The sequence below is a fragment of the Marinomonas arctica genome (genome assembly GCF_003259225.1).
In the GTDB taxonomy this organism is placed as follows: domain Bacteria; phylum Pseudomonadota; class Gammaproteobacteria; order Pseudomonadales; family Marinomonadaceae; genus Marinomonas; species Marinomonas arctica.
This window is the reverse complement of the sequence record NZ_QHJF01000002.1, coordinates 1-17,423: the sequence shown is the minus strand read 5'-3', so window position 1 is coordinate 17,423 and position 17,423 is coordinate 1. Positions and strand designations below refer to the sequence as shown.

The 17,423-nt window shown below is 44.6% G+C and carries 7 protein-coding genes, 1 pseudogene and 1 CRISPR repeat array; all 8 genes and pseudogenes read left to right on the top strand.

The window, feature by feature from the left end; genetic code table 11:
* The first annotated feature begins 16 nt into the window (after positions 1 to 16).
* Positions 17 to 988, top strand: a complete 972-nt coding sequence (gene cas1f / locus DK187_RS01185) for a type I-F CRISPR-associated endonuclease Cas1f (protein WP_111605511.1) — start codon at positions 17 to 19, stop codon at positions 986 to 988.
* Positions 988 to 1,797 (top strand): KilA-N domain-containing protein, encoded by an 810-nt coding sequence (locus DK187_RS01180; protein WP_111605510.1) that lies wholly within the window; start codon positions 988 to 990, stop codon positions 1,795 to 1,797. Before cas1f ends, DK187_RS01180 begins: the two co-directional genes overlap by 1 nt.
* A gap of 2 nt (positions 1,798 to 1,799) precedes the next feature.
* Entirely contained in the window at positions 1,800 to 4,739 is a 2,940-nt protein-coding gene (locus DK187_RS01175; RefSeq protein WP_111605509.1) for a CRISPR-associated endonuclease Cas3'', read from the top strand.
* Between the two features lie 3 nt (positions 4,740 to 4,742).
* Positions 4,743 to 5,717, top strand: a complete 975-nt coding sequence (cas7fv, locus tag DK187_RS01170; protein ID WP_111605508.1) for a type I-Fv CRISPR-associated protein Cas7fv — start codon at positions 4,743 to 4,745, stop codon at positions 5,715 to 5,717.
* Positions 5,718 to 5,726: 9 nt separating this feature from the next.
* Positions 5,727 to 6,737, top strand: a complete 1,011-nt coding sequence (gene cas5fv, locus DK187_RS01165) for a type I-Fv CRISPR-associated protein Cas5fv (RefSeq protein ID WP_111605507.1) — start codon at positions 5,727 to 5,729, stop codon at positions 6,735 to 6,737.
* Positions 6,738 to 6,745: 8 nt separating this feature from the next.
* A complete protein-coding gene (gene cas6f / locus DK187_RS01160; protein WP_111605506.1) occupies positions 6,746 to 7,300 on the top strand; it encodes a type I-F CRISPR-associated endoribonuclease Cas6/Csy4 in 555 nt (184 codons plus the stop codon).
* 130 nt (positions 7,301 to 7,430) lie between these two features.
* Positions 7,431 to 13,038: direct repeats of the CRISPR family, unit length 28 nt; unit sequence GTTCGCCGCCGAGCACGCGGCTTAGAAA.
* 335 nt (positions 13,039 to 13,373) lie between these two features.
* On the top strand, positions 13,374 to 16,823 hold the full coding sequence (locus tag DK187_RS01155; protein ID WP_111605505.1) for a LysM peptidoglycan-binding domain-containing protein: 3,450 nt from the start codon (positions 13,374 to 13,376) through the stop codon (positions 16,821 to 16,823).
* Positions 16,820 to 17,423 (top strand): annotated as a pseudogene (locus DK187_RS01150) (hypothetical protein); the annotation flags it as partial. The gene DK187_RS01155 and the pseudogene DK187_RS01150, both read left to right, overlap by 4 nt.

Below are 17,423 nucleotides of genomic sequence, written 5' to 3'. Positions count from 1 at the left end.
CGAGAAGGGATAAACAATGGAACAGTTCTCACCATCGGACATGAAAACCATATTGCACTCCAAACGAGCCAATATGTACTACCTTGAATATTGTCGCGTGATGCAAAAAGATGGTCGTGTCTTGTATCTCACGGAAGCGCTTTCTAATAATAAATCCGGAGAAAATCAGTACTTTAATATCCCTATTGCCAATACAACAGTGCTTTTACTGGGAAATGGTACGTCGATTACTCAGGCGGCCATGCGCATGCTCGCTCAAGCGGGTGTATTGGTGGGGTTTTGTGGTGGCGGTGGAACACCACTCTATATGGCGTGCGAAGTGGAATGGTTTACCCCGCAAAGCGAATATCGACCTACCGAATACCTTCATGGTTGGTTGCAGTTTTGGTTTGACGACGGCAAACGCCTTGACGCAGCAAAGACTTTTCAAAAAGCCCGCTTGGATTACCTAGAACGAGTGTGGACAAAAGACAAAGACTTAAAAGGCGAAGGCTTCGCCCTGCAAGATGCAGTATTACAATCATCTTTTGAGACCTTTCATAACCGAACCGATGCCGCAACCAAGCAGTCTGACTTATTACTTACCGAAGCTCAGCTCACCAAATCCCTTTACAAGTACGCCGCCAATGCCGTGCGTATTGAGGATTTTAAACGTCAGCATGACTCCAACGACAAAGCCAATGACTTTTTAAACCACGGTAATTATCTTGCCTACGGCTTAGCTGCTTGCTGTTTATGGGTGTTGGGTATTCCTCATGGCTTTGCCGTTATGCATGGCAAAACCCGCCGAGGTGCCTTGGTGTTCGATGTCGCCGACTTGATCAAAGACGCCATCGTCCTACCTTGGGCCTTTGTTTGCGCCAAAGAAAACGCCACAGAACAAGAATTTCGTCAGCAGATCCTACAAAAATTCACCGACCATAAAGCCTTAGATTTTATGTTTGATACGGTGAAATCCCTAGCGCTACAAAGCCAAGGAGAAGAGTGATGGGGAGTAAGAACAAAGTAGTAAGTATCCTAGGTGAAAATATCACAATAACCGATGATGACTACATTTCACTGACCGATATGTTAAAGGCAAAAGAGGGAGACTTTTTTATTTCAGACTGGCTTCGCAACCGCAACACAGTGGAGTATTTAGGCATTTGGGAGCGGATACACAATCCAGATTTTAATTATGGCGAATTCGCCACAATTAAAAGTTCAGCAGGGTTAAATAGTTACAAAATTAGTGTTAAAGAATGGGTGAATAAAACCCAAGCTATTGGATTACAAGCGAAAGCTGGGCGTTATGGGGGAACCTATGCGCACAAAGATATTGCTTTCGAATTTGCCATGTGGATAAGCGCCGAGTTTAAAATATATCTAATAAAAGAATTTCAGCGACTCAAAGAAACTGAACAGGCACAGCACGTGTGGAGTGCCCGCCGAACACTAACAAAAATGAACTATCGAATTCACACGGATGCGATCAAGAACCATCTTCTACCACCAAACTTAAGTTCTGCTCAAGTTCAAATAGTTTATGCCAATGAAGCAGACGTCTTGAATATGGCTCTATATGGCATGACCGCAAAAGAGTGGCGTCAACAGAACCTAGAAACAGAAGGTAATATCCGCGATTACTCAAACACAGCACAACTGGTTTGTTTAGCTAATTTGGAGAGTATAAATGCGGTGTTTATTAATGAAAATATGCCCCAAGCAGAACGATTGAAGAAACTTAACACTATTGCCATCTCGCAGATGCAGATCCTGCTTGATGATAAATTTGTTACAAGCTTGGAGCAAAAATAATCATGATGGTGATCTTTGTTTCCCAATGCGAAAAAAACTCGCTCAAAAAAACACGGCGTGTACTGGATGCCTTCGCTAACCGTATAGGTGATAACACATGGCAGACTCTTATTACGGAAGACGGCTTACTTACTGTTAAAAAAATGCTGCGTAAAAGCGCCAGCAAAAACACCGCCGTGAGTTGTCACTGGATAAGAACTCGTGCCAGAAGCGAGCTGTTATGGATAGTGGGAAATCGATTGAAATTTAATGAGCAGGGCATTGTGCCGGTTAATACAACAGAAAAAGAGGTTTTTATGGATGTTGTAACAGATAAACCCAAACAAGGTGTGTTGTATGCTAACACTCACCTACAGCCACTTAGTGAGCATTTATTTGCTGTCGGTTATGTTGCTGAGCAACTACATCGAAAGCTATTCCCTGAAAATACTCAGTTTTCAATAGTAAACTTTATTGCCGGTTGTTTGCATGATTTAGGGAAAACTGACCCAAAGTTTCAAGAGTGGGTCACAAATCCAAAAAAGAAAGAATTTGTAGCAGAAGACGGCCAACACATTGATGATGCTAAATTCAGCTTTGATAAACACCCTAGACATAATGAAGTGTCATTATTGCTTTATCAACTACTGGATAGCACAGAACTTAAAGTATTGAACCAGAGCAATAAGCGCTCTGTGAAACATGCGATTTACTGGCATCATGCTAAGCCATATCGTAAAGAGAAAAGTGGCTTTGAATCTTACAAAGATATCTGTAAAAAGCTGGCAGCAAACCAGAAGGGAGTTGGCTTAGCTGATATTGTCATGCAAGCTCAAACACTACTTAAACAAGTTGTTGGTATAGATAAAAAATATCGAGAGTTAACAAACAGTTTTCTAGAAAAAGCTTTTTTAACTGAAATAAAAGAGGGACTAGAGGAGAATCTTCCTGATGCACCACCTTTACCTAGCTATAAAGAGTACGAGTTAGAAGAGTCAGTATCGGCCAGTAATACCAATGTAAAAGTGAACGCCTTAAATAATATTGCTCGTGCTTGTTTGATCACCGCAGATCGCAAAGTATCTACTTTAAGTGCGGCAGAGTTACATTCGGCCATTTTTGAGCGTAAGTTAAACGATATCGTTACAGAATTGCTTGAAGTTGAATCTACTCTTTGCAGTGATATCGATACTTGTCTAAGCTCATTTTTTCCTAGTAGTGAACGTAGTAAAAAACAAAGTGACATTGCTAAGCAACTGACTACCGCCGAAGATGTTGCGGTACTAGAGGGGGCTGCTGGTTGTGGTAAAACCAAAATTGCTTTGGAATGGGCAAAACTACAGGGTGCAAAACGCATCATTTGGGTATGTCCCCGTGTACAAGTGTGCCAAGGTTTATTTTATGAATTGACCTCAGAGCAATACCTGCCCCACAGCACAATTGAAATTAATACCGGTGAGTTTAAATTTCATAATCAGTGGGACACCCCAATTCCTGATGACGAGAATTTTTCTGGTGATATCGTAATTACCACCATAGATCAAATTCTCGGTTCAGTTATCAGCCACACCAAGGCTAATACGCTTATCGATTTTTTAAACGTGCATGTGGTATTCGATGAATTTCATGAATACGTGAATATGGCATCGTTTAATTTGTTGTTTGCAGAGCTGATAGCGGCTAAAAAAATGCAGCAGCAACAGGCGAATACCTTATTAGTGTCGGCAACGCCACATTATGTTTTTGTTGAAGATTTATTGGGCATTCATCCAGACGATATCAAAATCATGCCATCGTTCAACCAAAGCCAGTATCAAATTGATTTTAAAGTATTTGATGATAGCAAACTTGATAATACTAACCCGTTATTTGTCCCGCAAAGCGACTGTACCTTTGTGATCAGTAACATGGCATTGACCGCACAAAATAGTTTTATTGCTAATCAACATAATGAGAATGCGGTGTTATTGCATTCAAAGTTTATTAAAAGCGATAAACAGAAGTGGTTTGCCGAAGTGTATGAGGCTTATAAGCGCGGCGGTACTCGCAAGTATGGTGTTCTGCGTAGTGGGCCAATTGTACAGGCATCGCTCAATATAAGTTGTGATTATATGGTAGCTGAGATCACCTGCGCTGAAGATTGCTTGCAGCGGTTAGGGCGACTAGACCGTTTTGGCGAAAATAGCGACGTAAATATTTACGCCTTAGCTGTGCCAGAATCGATAGCCAACGGAAAAGGAAAAAGCCCAGCAGCAGGATTTTTAGGAAAAATGTATGTGTTGAGTTCAGTGCGAGCGTGGTACCAGTTTTTACAAAATGAGCTTGTTGGAAAGACCTTTACTTTGCCAGAAATCTATCAACTTTATTCCCGCTTTCATCACTCTGAACGTAATAGAAAGTTTATAGAGGGTGATCTAGTGGCTGCACTTAAGAATAGTGTGCAACAAGTTAATGCAAAAGTGATTGACCCCATCACAGTACCACCGAAGAAAAATAGAGATAAAAAACGCAGCAAAATCAGTAAAGGCTCTTTGCGCGGGGATAATCGTTTTGTGCAGTTGGCGGTTGTTGATCTGAGTAATCCTGAAAAAATCAACTTTAGCGATGATGAATACGCTTATTCAATGCCGCTGGATGATGATAGCAATATTGATAACCTCACATACCCCACCAAAGCTATCTGTGGTTATGATCAAAGTGACAAAGACTTGCTATCTCACATGTTTAAAAAGCATCACAATATTATGGGTGGCATTAAATGTTATAACGATAATGTATTGTTAAATGAAGCGCGCGATCCAGAATCACCAATTTATTTAAGTTACACCACTAACGACTTACTAGCAGTGGGCGGCGAAAGTGCTCGACATCCACACGCTATTTATTACGCCGTGTGCGAGAAGCAACCTATAGGCGCAATGTCTATCAAACAAATTAATCAAACCACAGAAGATGAGGAATAAATCATGGAAAAAGTAACCGGAATTAAAAGTGTTGATTTTAAAATTAAAGCATTGGGTCATGGAGTAGTGAATTGGAATGGGCCGACGACTCTGCAGAGTGATGGTAAAATTATAGATAATCATAGTTTACCAAAATTACGCGGTTACACGAATTTAACGGGTGAAGTAAGTGAGAAAGGTTATAAATTAAAAAAAGACCCAGAAGAGATAGACTTCAAAAAAACGCCTTTGTATATCAGTCAAAATTGCATTCGCCATCATTTGTTTAAAGATCAAGCTTATGATCTTCATAGTGCTAAAGATAAGAACCTTGAAAAGGTGCTTGCCTCTATAACCGGTTTGATTCGAGGTTATGTTGTGCCTTCAAGCCAGTGTAAAAGAACTAGCCCTTTGTTATTAGAAGATTTTGTTGACCTGCTAGGGAATGGTAATTTTGAACAAATGGGGCGTTCAGGTTCAAAATCTAAAGAGTTGGATGATAAAGGTAATGAGAAAAAGAGTAACTCTCACTTTTCAAAAACAACTTTTGGCGATACTGAATATCTATCATATGGTTCTATCAGCGTAGAGCAACTGCAATTTATCTCACTAGATAATAAGTATGATCGCGCAAGCATGATCATTACCGAAGGCCAAGGTGAAGAAGTTGCCGCGACCGTGCAAAGCTTTATCAAACAGTTAAACCCATCATTAAACCCTGTTGCTACTTTTCATAGTAATTATGTCCGTAAAGGCACTATTTTTGAAGAAGGTGAATGCGGAGTTTTACTTAATGACGATGCAATGCAAGCGATTATTGAGCATACATTATCGCGTATTACCGATTTAAGTATTCGCCAAGCCAAAGGTTACATGTATGTTGATGAAATCACAGTTGATTACAATGATAGCCATAAAATGATGCGTATTAAGCGCGATGAGTCTGAAATCGTTAGCGAACCACAGTCTCAATACGCTCAATATTTCTATGCAAAGTAGGTGGTTAATATGAAAATAACCATCGATTATGATTCATGCTGGCGTAACTCGTTTTTAAGCGGCTCCAATAATGAAGCACTACCTAAAAATGGAAGAGAGTTTTTAGGCTCTATGACTAGCCTTAAAAAAGAGGGGAACTTTAAAGTCTGTGAAAATACATTAGATACTGTAATGGGACTATTGAATCGATTAATTGGCGACCAGCGTAAGCTCTACCAAGCGCGCAATAAAATGTATGAAAGTTCTTATTATTTTGAAAATTTAGAGAATAAGATAACTTTTGTAGATAAATCTCTATTGACCAATGAAATGACATTTATTCGTAACATGAATGGTAGTACAGATCAAAATTCATTCACGGGAATGATCAAAGTGACCGATCCTGTTTTTTCATCCGATTATTCAGAAGCTTTTTGGGGAGTATTAAGTTTAGATGTATCAAAACTATGTGATTTTATAGTTGATGAAACAACAATTTATGAAAAAATTCAACTAGATCCAATTAGTATTATCAGCCGTCTTGAATTTTTGAATAAAGAAAAACCTCATGAAAATGAGGGAGTTGTTGCTAGTGCAGTGAATACTTTAAAATCCACTTTTCCTGATGTTGATTATTTTAATAAAAAAGGACAAGTAATGCTCATTAGTCTTTATTGTTCTGCTTTGTATTTACAGTTAGTTCGACTCGAAGAGAAATATGATATGTCTTCTGCAAAGACTAAAGCAGGTGGAATAAGCGGTATCTCAAAACGAGGTTTTACTAAAAAAGACTTCATGGACCGATTCACCACAGGACCAAAGAAAACAATATGGGGAAATCCCTTTATTAAAAAAGAAAAGATAAAGGGGCAGGGGGAAGTCACCTCCATGATGACTAAAGCCAGTGGACAACTAGAAATCATCATTGATGTTGAACGTGATAAAGGGCTCGAAATTAAAAAACTTATTGAGAATGCTGGCGTGTCGAGCTTTTACTTAGGTAAAAAAGGGCTTGCTTATGTGTCAAATATTCGAGTTTAGGAGGAATTATGGATTCTTATATTGATATCCGTATTAGGCCAGATGCCGAAATGCGAGAAAATGTTTTATTAAACAAGGTGTATACCAAACTCCATAAAGCACTTTTCGACCTACAAGCTTTAGATATAGGTGTTAGCTTTCCTGAAACAAAAGTCATGCTTGGCACTCTAATTAGAGTACATTCGAATCAAGCAAGATTAGAAAAGTTGATGGCGCTTTCTTGGTTAGGTGGTTTATCAGGCTATTGTGCATGTAGTGATATAAAAATCGTTCCTGAACATGCCTTACATAGGCGTGTTTCCCGTTGGCGTCCTAATATGAGTCAATCGCACCTTAGACGATTAATAAAGCGAGGTTCAATTTCAGAACATGAGATAAAGGCTTATAAAGCCAAAATGTTTGCTGAGCAGATGACTACCTTGCCTTATCTTGAAATGGAAAGCACTTCCAATAAAAATCATCATCGACGTTATATTCAAATGACAGATGTTCAAGATAGTTCACTGGTTGGTGATTTTGACTATTTTGGCTTGAGTAAAGCAGCAACAATTCCTTGGTTTTAACCAATGAAAAAAGCTCTTTAAAAATATCCTTTAAAAACAGTAAGTTATAACATGCAGAAAAAACATAGGTAAAAACGCTAATTTTTACCTAACTGCATGTTGTAACTTATTTTTTTGCGAATAAACTATTGTTCGCCGCCGAGCACGCGGCTTAGAAATAGCTCTTGAATTGCGTTCTCGTTTCCCTGCTGTTCGCCGCCGAGCACGCGGCTTAGAAATAACACTTTGCGACCTTCCTGAAAGATGTATTGTTCGCCGCCGAGCACGCGGCTTAGAAATTGCACGCAAATTTCAGCATTCTAGAAATTTAGTTCGCCGCCGAGCACGCGGCTTAGAAAACATTCTTCTTTCCAAGTAGATCCATAATGAAGTTCGCCGCCGAGCACGCGGCTTAGAAAATTTATCTAAATCAGCATAAGAAAGCGCCACAGTTCGCCGCCGAGCACGCGGCTTAGAAATAAAAAGGTGACTAAAAATGGCTAGAGGAATTGTTCGCCGCCGAGCACGCGGCTTAGAAATGCAAGCTAACCCAACAACTGCAACAATTTACTGTTCGCCGCCGAGCACGCGGCTTAGAAATGATGAATCTGGGTGCGTCTGGGTTGATGTAGGTTCGCCGCCGAGCACGCGGCTTAGAAACCAATCGTAAGTATCAATAAAATCACCGCAGCGTTCGCCGCCGAGCACGCGGCTTAGAAATCTATCATTAGGTATGTAAAAAGAAATATTTGGTTCGCCGCCGAGCACGCGGCTTAGAAAACTTTGGAGGGGTATTTTCGAGGCTGCAGCTGGTTCGCCGCCGAGCACGCGGCTTAGAAATGTCTGTTTTCTAAACCTCGGTTAAGTTGTGAGTTCGCCGCCGAGCACGCGGCTTAGAAATGAATCTGCGCGTCCGTAGCTGTAACGTTTGGGTTCGCCGCCGAGCACGCGGCTTAGAAATGAATCTGCGCGTCCGTAGCTGTAACGTTTGGGTTCGCCGCCGAGCACGCGGCTTAGAAAACTACCTGCATTTTTACAGCGGTGAAACCGCAGTTCGCCGCCGAGCACGCGGCTTAGAAATAACGGATTATTTGCTGGCTATCGGGCCATGAGTTCGCCGCCGAGCACGCGGCTTAGAAAAGGCATTGACGACACCTATGGATTTTTCGCTCGTTCGCCGCCGAGCACGCGGCTTAGAAAGCAACGCTATTGCTCAACTGAGCAACCAAACAGTTCGCCGCCGAGCACGCGGCTTAGAAAGTACACACGCTCACGACAGAAAATAGATATGGGTTCGCCGCCGAGCACGCGGCTTAGAAATTTAATCGTCGCACGCACCCCCAAACCATCACGTTCGCCGCCGAGCACGCGGCTTAGAAAAGACACGTATCTTATGTGTCTTTCCGATTATGGTTCGCCGCCGAGCACGCGGCTTAGAAAGTCAATCCGGAAACCATCCATGAACCTGTCGTGTTCGCCGCCGAGCACGCGGCTTAGAAAAAACAACTATTAATAATGAAATGTTTACCTGCGTTCGCCGCCGAGCACGCGGCTTAGAAATGACACGTCAACTTTTGGCGCTTCAACGACAGGTTCGCCGCCGAGCACGCGGCTTAGAAATGCAATCATTGAAGCGTAAGTGTGGCCTTGTGGTTCGCCGCCGAGCACGCGGCTTAGAAAACGTGTTGCCAGTGTGACACCTCACGCCAATTGTTCGCCGCCGAGCACGCGGCTTAGAAATGTATTTTAGTTAATGTTTTATGTCTGCGTTGGTTCGCCGCCGAGCACGCGGCTTAGAAATGTATTTTAGTTAATGTTTTATGTCTGCGTTGGTTCGCCGCCGAGCACGCGGCTTAGAAATGCATAAAATGCTTTACGGTTAAACTCAACGTGTTCGCCGCCGAGCACGCGGCTTAGAAATTTACCGTTCCAAGCACCACGTTTACACCATTGTTCGCCGCCGAGCACGCGGCTTAGAAATTTACCGTTCCAAGCACCACGTTTACACCATTGTTCGCCGCCGAGCACGCGGCTTAGAAAAATCACTAATGGCATGAAGCCAATAAGAACAAGTTCGCCGCCGAGCACGCGGCTTAGAAATGAATACCGTAGACTAACAGCTAGCGGTATCAGTTCGCCGCCGAGCACGCGGCTTAGAAATTTTAGAAACAACAAGGAAAAGATAAAGCCTGGTTCGCCGCCGAGCACGCGGCTTAGAAAGATATGACCCCATTCACCACCGCTGGTTTCTGGTTCGCCGCCGAGCACGCGGCTTAGAAATGTACTTATAATAAAACGTTCGTACGAGTATAGTTCGCCGCCGAGCACGCGGCTTAGAAAGTTTAAGATTGGCAAAAAAATCTTCTCATACAGTTCGCCGCCGAGCACGCGGCTTAGAAAATCTAATACATTGCAACTAATTAGTACAAAATGTTCGCCGCCGAGCACGCGGCTTAGAAAAGTAATCACAAGCATGGGTACACTAGAAGACAGTTCGCCGCCGAGCACGCGGCTTAGAAACAGAGTAATTTTCGAAGATACACTTCGGGGCAGTTCGCCGCCGAGCACGCGGCTTAGAAAGAACCGCATGGAATGCAGCATCACCCTCGCTAGTTCGCCGCCGAGCACGCGGCTTAGAAATAGTAGATAATGCCCGTGGCGGCAGTGTCTTAGTTCGCCGCCGAGCACGCGGCTTAGAAAGCAGACTTAAAAGCCTTGCTGTCCGTAAAGGTGTTCGCCGCCGAGCACGCGGCTTAGAAATCGATAATTAGTATCAAGCTGGGTATAAATTTGTTCGCCGCCGAGCACGCGGCTTAGAAATGATTGCGCGCCGTAAACTTGGCGTGATTCTTGTTCGCCGCCGAGCACGCGGCTTAGAAAACTATATCGGTCAATACATCGCCTGTCTGTCTGTTCGCCGCCGAGCACGCGGCTTAGAAATAATGGAGGGTGAGGCGTTGAGCCTTAACTCTGTTCGCCGCCGAGCACGCGGCTTAGAAATCGCGCTCTAGCCACTCGATAGAGCTAAACACGTTCGCCGCCGAGCACGCGGCTTAGAAATCATCAATCCATGCTATTAATATTCGAGCCTTGTTCGCCGCCGAGCACGCGGCTTAGAAAATTAGGGCGCTTCCAAAGCATAAAACCAAAAAGTTCGCCGCCGAGCACGCGGCTTAGAAATACTTGATGTAACTGGTCTGAGTGACACCATCGTTCGCCGCCGAGCACGCGGCTTAGAAAAAAAACAGCGTCGTCGTCAGAATTGCCTTGAGGTTCGCCGCCGAGCACGCGGCTTAGAAAAGACCTCAATCGAGACGTACCGAATTCCATCCGTTCGCCGCCGAGCACGCGGCTTAGAAATAAGTTACTGACAACAAACGATTTTTTGTTTTGTTCGCCGCCGAGCACGCGGCTTAGAAATACAACTATTGATACACCTTTCTCGTCTTTGAGTTCGCCGCCGAGCACGCGGCTTAGAAAAGCACGACTTAATGCTATTCGACCACACGACAGTTCGCCGCCGAGCACGCGGCTTAGAAATTTATACGTAGAAGTGGCTGAAAAACAAGGTCGTTCGCCGCCGAGCACGCGGCTTAGAAATTTTACTGCCATGAATCATCATGTTGCTAAACGTTCGCCGCCGAGCACGCGGCTTAGAAAAGAATGTTCATACGGGCAGACGAGCCGCCCTTGTTCGCCGCCGAGCACGCGGCTTAGAAATATTGCCTACTGACGTGTACATTGGCCTAATCGTTCGCCGCCGAGCACGCGGCTTAGAAATATGCACTTAGCAGTACTTAAAGCAACTAAATGTTCGCCGCCGAGCACGCGGCTTAGAAAGTTATTTGGCCCCATACTTACAACAATTTCGCGTTCGCCGCCGAGCACGCGGCTTAGAAATTTTTCATTGCAGGTATAAAAGTTTTCAGTATGTTCGCCGCCGAGCACGCGGCTTAGAAATTTTGTATTCCCAAGCCTTTGCTTTGCTATGAGTTCGCCGCCGAGCACGCGGCTTAGAAATGAATGATAAAGCGGTAATTAAATGTTATCGGGTTCGCCGCCGAGCACGCGGCTTAGAAATGTAGTTGGACGGGCGCGTCTTGTTCGGTAATGTTCGCCGCCGAGCACGCGGCTTAGAAATTCACAAAGAGCTTGTTCGATGGTTTCGTCTGGTTCGCCGCCGAGCACGCGGCTTAGAAACGTGGACTTTGTTCGTTGGGTGAAAAACGATTGTTCGCCGCCGAGCACGCGGCTTAGAAAAAACCAACAAAACGCGCACATGCTGGAAAGTCGTTCGCCGCCGAGCACGCGGCTTAGAAATCTTGTTTAGTGTCGAAGACAACAGTTTGCTCGTTCGCCGCCGAGCACGCGGCTTAGAAAAGATACTTCACACTGATATACGCATAAGAATAGTTCGCCGCCGAGCACGCGGCTTAGAAACTCTCCAAGTAGATCGAGCAAGACCTTTTAAGGTTCGCCGCCGAGCACGCGGCTTAGAAATTTAGGTATCGGGGCTTTTTTGTGCCTTGACAGTTCGCCGCCGAGCACGCGGCTTAGAAATGTTCAACGTCGGATGCTTCCCATGACTTACTGTTCGCCGCCGAGCACGCGGCTTAGAAACTTTATGGTCAGCACTTGGCGCCCACGCAAAAGTTCGCCGCCGAGCACGCGGCTTAGAAAATTATCGACAACCCGAAAAAAGACCAAATCGAGTTCGCCGCCGAGCACGCGGCTTAGAAAGTCAGGACGATTACCAAAGGGCTTCCCGTCTAGTTCGCCGCCGAGCACGCGGCTTAGAAATACTGATAAATATAGAATTATAAAAAAATAAAGTTCGCCGCCGAGCACGCGGCTTAGAAATAAAAACCGTGGGTGAGAATTTTATTAATCTCGTTCGCCGCAGAGCACGCGGCTTAGAAATCCAATAAAAGCACTGTACGCAGTACCAGCCTGTTCGCCGCCGAGCACGCGGCTTAGAAAATGAGTACGCACCATATTAGCGGAATGGATGTGTTCGCCGCCGAGCACGCGGCTTAGAAAAGCACGTCACCCGTAAAAGTCATTTGCAGGCGGTTCGCCGCCGAGCACGCGGCTTAGAAAAGCACGTCACCCGTAAAAGTCATTTGCAGGCGGTTCGCCGCCGAGCACGCGGCTTAGAAAAAACCCAAAACTATTGTTTAGCGCCTCGCTAGGTTCGCCGCCGAGCACGCGGCTTAGAAATGGAACGACAAGCCCAACGACAACCGCCGATTGTTCGCCGCCGAGCACGCGGCTTAGAAATTGGCTATCTGTAAATGTAAGCCCTAACGTTTGTTCGCCGCCGAGCACGCGGCTTAGAAAATTAACAGTAAACATAGGCGTACGAACAACGGGTTCGCCGCCGAGCACGCGGCTTAGAAAAGTCAAAGAATTTTTGAATTTCGATCAATAATGTTCGCCGCCGAGCACGCGGCTTAGAAAGCAAGAAGGTCAGGTGTATGTGACTTCGCTTTGTTCGCCGCCGAGCACGCGGCTTAGAAAGAACCCGCGACGGAAATTAGGATTGTGACAACGTTCGCCGCCGAGCACGCGGTTTAGAAAAAAAATGGCTTGGGAAAGTTGAATAGGTGTTGTTCGCCGCCGAGCACGCGGCTTAGAAATCTTAAAATATGCGCTATCACTTCATCCGTCCGTTCGCCGCCGAGCACGCGGCTTAGAAACGTCAAAGAATTTTTGAATTTCGACCAATAATGTTCGCCGCCGAGCACGCGGCTTAGAAAAGCACATTTTGTTCAAGTGCTAGTGTGGAATTAAGTGGAAGTAGCAAGGTCCGCTTCCCTCTATGTGTTGCTTAGGTTTAGAAGGTAAGTCATCATAAACGACATTTAACCCCTCTAGAATCATAATCAATTCGTGGTATTCTTGGTCGTGTGCTTACAGCACAAAACAAAGGAAACAAGCTGCTTCATGCAATAGAAAAGTTGAAAAAAGCTTGACCTATTATATGAGCACACTCTGTTAACACATCGTAACTGACCAACAACGGGGTTCAGTGGGCTAGTTAGTAGGTGTTAGAGTATGTGCAGGAGCCATTAAATAATAAGGACGTGAACGTATGAGAAAATACATAATTGAATCAGGCGACACTATTTCTGCTATTGCAAAAGCCAATGGTATTTCACAGAAAAAATTATTAGCGGCCAACCAATCCATCAGCGACGCCAATGCTATTAAAGTGGGGGATCAATTAACGATTCCAGAAAAGATTGAAGACCCAGCGACACAAGCTGCGATGAACCAAAGTAATTCTGGTGTCGACAGTGTTGTCCAGCCTTGCCCACTACGTGCTGAATGGCTCACCATAAAACCATTACGTTATGCGGTGGTAGACGAAGATAGTGACATTAGCCTACCCAAAGACTTTACAATAAACGCAGACATGCCAGCCTTAAAGCAGCATAAATACATTGTGCGTGAAGCGACCGATCAAAGCGTCTATCTTTATCATCCGAAAGAACACTACTTATTAGAAGTCACCTACGAAGCGGGGAAAGCCAAAGACAGCCGTTGTGTGTTTGGTAAGCCAGAAGCTGATATAAAGAGTGCACTGCCGCTGTTTAAGCAAAAAAAAGGCAGCGAAGTGGTCATGTGGCTAACTCATGCGCCTTTAACTGAGGCACGGATCACACAGCTAAAAGACAACCCTTCACTGATTGAAAAAGCTGGCCAAAAGATAACTTTTGCGAACGCCGCTAAGGGAAAAGAAGCCAATGTTTTCCCTCTGTTTAAAGGCAAAGACATCATCGCCGAACTACTAACGAAGGTAACCGAGCAGCTTAGCTGGACGGCCGCGCCATTATTGTCTGGGGCAACAGAGAATGGCGTTATAGGCGATTACAATAACGCCACCCCAGACAACGGCTACGGTGTGTGCTTAGTTGACCCCATTACTATTACGAGTGATTTGTGCCGCGAGTTTTCCATCGCCTATGAAATGGTGATGACCAATATGGCTACCGTTCAGCATCCTTTTCAAATGGCGAAGTTGACTCGGGCTCTTATTAATAGAGAAGCGAATAAAGCTAATAAAGCGACAGAAATGGATGAAGGTCGATTACGAGTATTGTTTGGAACCTTTCCGCCACCTGAGTTGACTCAGTCCCTCATCGTATCGCGATTTTCCGATGAGAAAAAAAACAGAATATTAGAGGAAAAGCGAGCTGAGCATGAAGAGTCATTTCAACAATACTTAAACGACTATAAAAAGGATGTCGCCGCTCAAGCCGAGAAAAATGCGCAAGAAAGAAAATCAGAACTAGAAGAACATATTCATGTTAAAGAAATGGATCAGTTTTTAGCAGACCACCCTAACGCGGCTCAGGAACAGAAAAAAATACTAGAAAACCTCGCAGAAGATTGGGTGAGTTGGCTAAAAGATGACAAAGGCTCATTGGATCTAGCGTTTACCTGGTTGGATGATGCCAATGAAACACAAATACCATTAAAAGAAGCCTTGGTCGCGGCGATGATAAATAACATCAATGCCTTTGATAAAGGCGCTGAACTGGCTAAGAAATGGACGGACTACATAGCGGACCAAATAGAAAAGGGATCAGACACCGACCCAGTTCAAACAAAAGGGCTTGGTGCGCATTTAATGATCGCCATGGGCTATCTTGGTAAGGGCGTATTAGTTGGCTCTCCATGGCTGAATACCTTTAGTGGTCTCGTCGATGGTGAGCGTGATGCCGTCGAAAAATACCGTAAGAACTTATTGGAATCGTCCAAGCTCAAAGTCACACACTCAACTGAGCTTCTATTAGAAACGGCCACCGTGCACATGGTGAGTATTGGCGTTAGTTCTTCCCGAGGTCAGAATCTGTGGCAACACACGATGGAGACCATGGAGTGGCGTTATGGCGTACAGTTGAGTGTACAGCAAGCCGATTTAAGTCAAGTGGTGCCTGATATTACCGCGTCCTATGCCGCAATGATGGCGGTGAGTGGCAATAAAACCATCCTCGAAGAAGCGGCTTCCGAGTATTCGGTGTTTAGGGGTAAGAAGGTTGGTCTTTATAATTTAGAAGGGGATAAACCGAAAAAGTACCCCCGTTACCTTGCGAAATACATGAATAAAATAGAAGTCTATGCCGCCAATTCCGAAGGTTTAAAAACGGCTTACGCGAACAGTGACAAGCTGTTTACCCCGGCAAGGCAAACGGGCCTTGTGGGGATTTTTGCCGCAGCACAACTGTATAACACCATCAGCTTGTACGACGCGATGGCGCAGGCCACCTCAAAAGACGGTGCTAAACCCTATGTCGATTTCTTTAATGCATTTTATGGTGTCGTCACTGCGTCTATTGCGTTGGTGGATAAGTTTGGCCGTGAATCCTTTGCTGGCACTAACTTTACCGCTTACATGGCAGGGGAAGGTAAGGACATGGGCAAAGGTGCAGTGATGCTAGGGAACAAAGTAAGCGAAGGCCTTAAAAACTCAAGTAAGTTGGAGGCTGTTTCTGAAATGTTGAAATTTAGCTCCGAAAAACAAATGAAACTTTATAATAGATTAGGCAAAGGTGTTACTAAGGTCGTTGGTTATAGCTTTCGTGCTTTGCCGGCCGTGGGGGCGGTGTTTGCCACAGTATCGAGTAGCTTGCAGCTAGGCAAAGATAGGCAAGAACAAAATGCTACCGCCACCACGCTGTCGGTCTTATCGTTGGCGGCCAATACTGCCTCCCTTGTACTGTTTGCTTCCGCAATTATTTACACTGGCCCGGTACTGGTTCCTTTGGCGATTACATTGGGTATTTTAGCCTTGGGGATAGACCTAGTGCATGGCATGTTTGTTGATGATGCGGCGACCGTATTAATCAAGCGCTCTTTCTGGGGGAATGGCGATTATAAATATGAGCCAAACCTTGAAACACTGAAAGACAGAACGGACTTTTTCAAAGCCCTGAAACAGGAAGAGAAAAAGCCAGAAGACAGCGTCATCAAAGCGATTCTGAAAGAGCAACGGGCTTTTTGTGACTATCTGTTTAAGCCATTGGCTAAAATCACTCAATCAAGCAAAAATGATAAGGGGTTGAGCCAGTTTATTATTCAGGTGTATTTACCTGGGTTTATCCAATGGAAAAGCGATGTGCTGTTCTCTATCACAGGGCGTCGAGGCGCGACGAGCGTAGAGCTGGCTACCCAAAGCCGAGATAACCGCTGGCAGATGAATAACTTAAAAGGTGCGTTTAGTATGAGCGACGACCGCACAGGGTTACTTATCTTTGAAGTGGATGAAGCCACGTTGGATACGCATAAAATCAAGAAAACGGGGCAAATGAGTCGTCAAAATACGTTTACTCGTCGCGACAACAACACGAATGAACAAAGCGACAAGGGAATGAATTACACCTCTTATCAGATGACGTTAGAGTATAAATACCCTTCAGGCTTCCCTGTGACCTTACGCTACCCCAACATCACCATAGACGATGATAAATGGTCGCTCTCCTTTTGGCGTGACCAAACAGAGATTGATGACTTTCATCTGGAGCAGTCAGCATTATGAGTAAAATACGCCAAGTAGAAGAGAATCTTTGGGTCGGGCCTGAAGATTTTGGTGTGACACCGCATTTTAAAAAAACCGATCACGCAATAAAGCACTACCCCAATGGCCCCGCGTTAATTCATGACCCCGTACAGCCAGGCAATATAAAAATCCGTTTTGATTTTGATGATGAACCTGATGATCCTGATTACACTGGAGATGATTCTGCAAAATACTTAGGAGAAGTCTTTGAGGGCTCCTCGGCTGGAGGTCACGAAGGATATGTGGACATGCGTGTTAATTCGGTGACCAATCGCGACGGCTTCTTTTACATGGGGCTCGTGTGTCTCTTTATTTGGTGGGCGTTTGATTCTTTTGCTCTGTCGCATATGCAAAACGAGCTTTTTCGCCAGATCTTAACCTACAGTGGCTATGGTCTATTTTTTGCCCTGTCTTTTGGCACCTTGTTTCGTCCTGTAGCCACGCCAGTACGCTTTCATAAACAAAACCAAGAAGTCTATGTGTGGCACAAAAAAGTCCTTTATCGAATTCCTTGGGACGAGTGTGAAATATCCATCTGTGTGGCCAAGCAAAACGAAGGCTACCGAGGCTCACAAGACG

Bases quoted from the DNA above. Each gene is read 5' to 3' on its own strand.
- cas6f (WP_111605506.1), top strand. From the start codon at position 6,746: ATGGATTCTTATATTGATATCCGTATTAGGCCAGATGCCGAAATGCGA.
- cas5fv (WP_111605507.1), top strand. From the start codon at position 5,727: ATGAAAATAACCATCGATTATGATTCATGCTGGCGTAACTCGTTTTTA.
- DK187_RS01180 (WP_111605510.1), top strand. From the start codon at position 988: ATGGGGAGTAAGAACAAAGTAGTAAGTATCCTAGGTGAAAATATCACA.
- DK187_RS01175 (WP_111605509.1), top strand. From the start codon at position 1,800: ATGATGGTGATCTTTGTTTCCCAATGCGAAAAAAACTCGCTCAAAAAA.
- cas7fv (WP_111605508.1), top strand. From the start codon at position 4,743: ATGGAAAAAGTAACCGGAATTAAAAGTGTTGATTTTAAAATTAAAGCA.
- cas1f (WP_111605511.1), top strand. From the start codon at position 17: ATGGAACAGTTCTCACCATCGGACATGAAAACCATATTGCACTCCAAA.
- DK187_RS01155 (WP_111605505.1), top strand. From the start codon at position 13,374: ATGAGAAAATACATAATTGAATCAGGCGACACTATTTCTGCTATTGCA.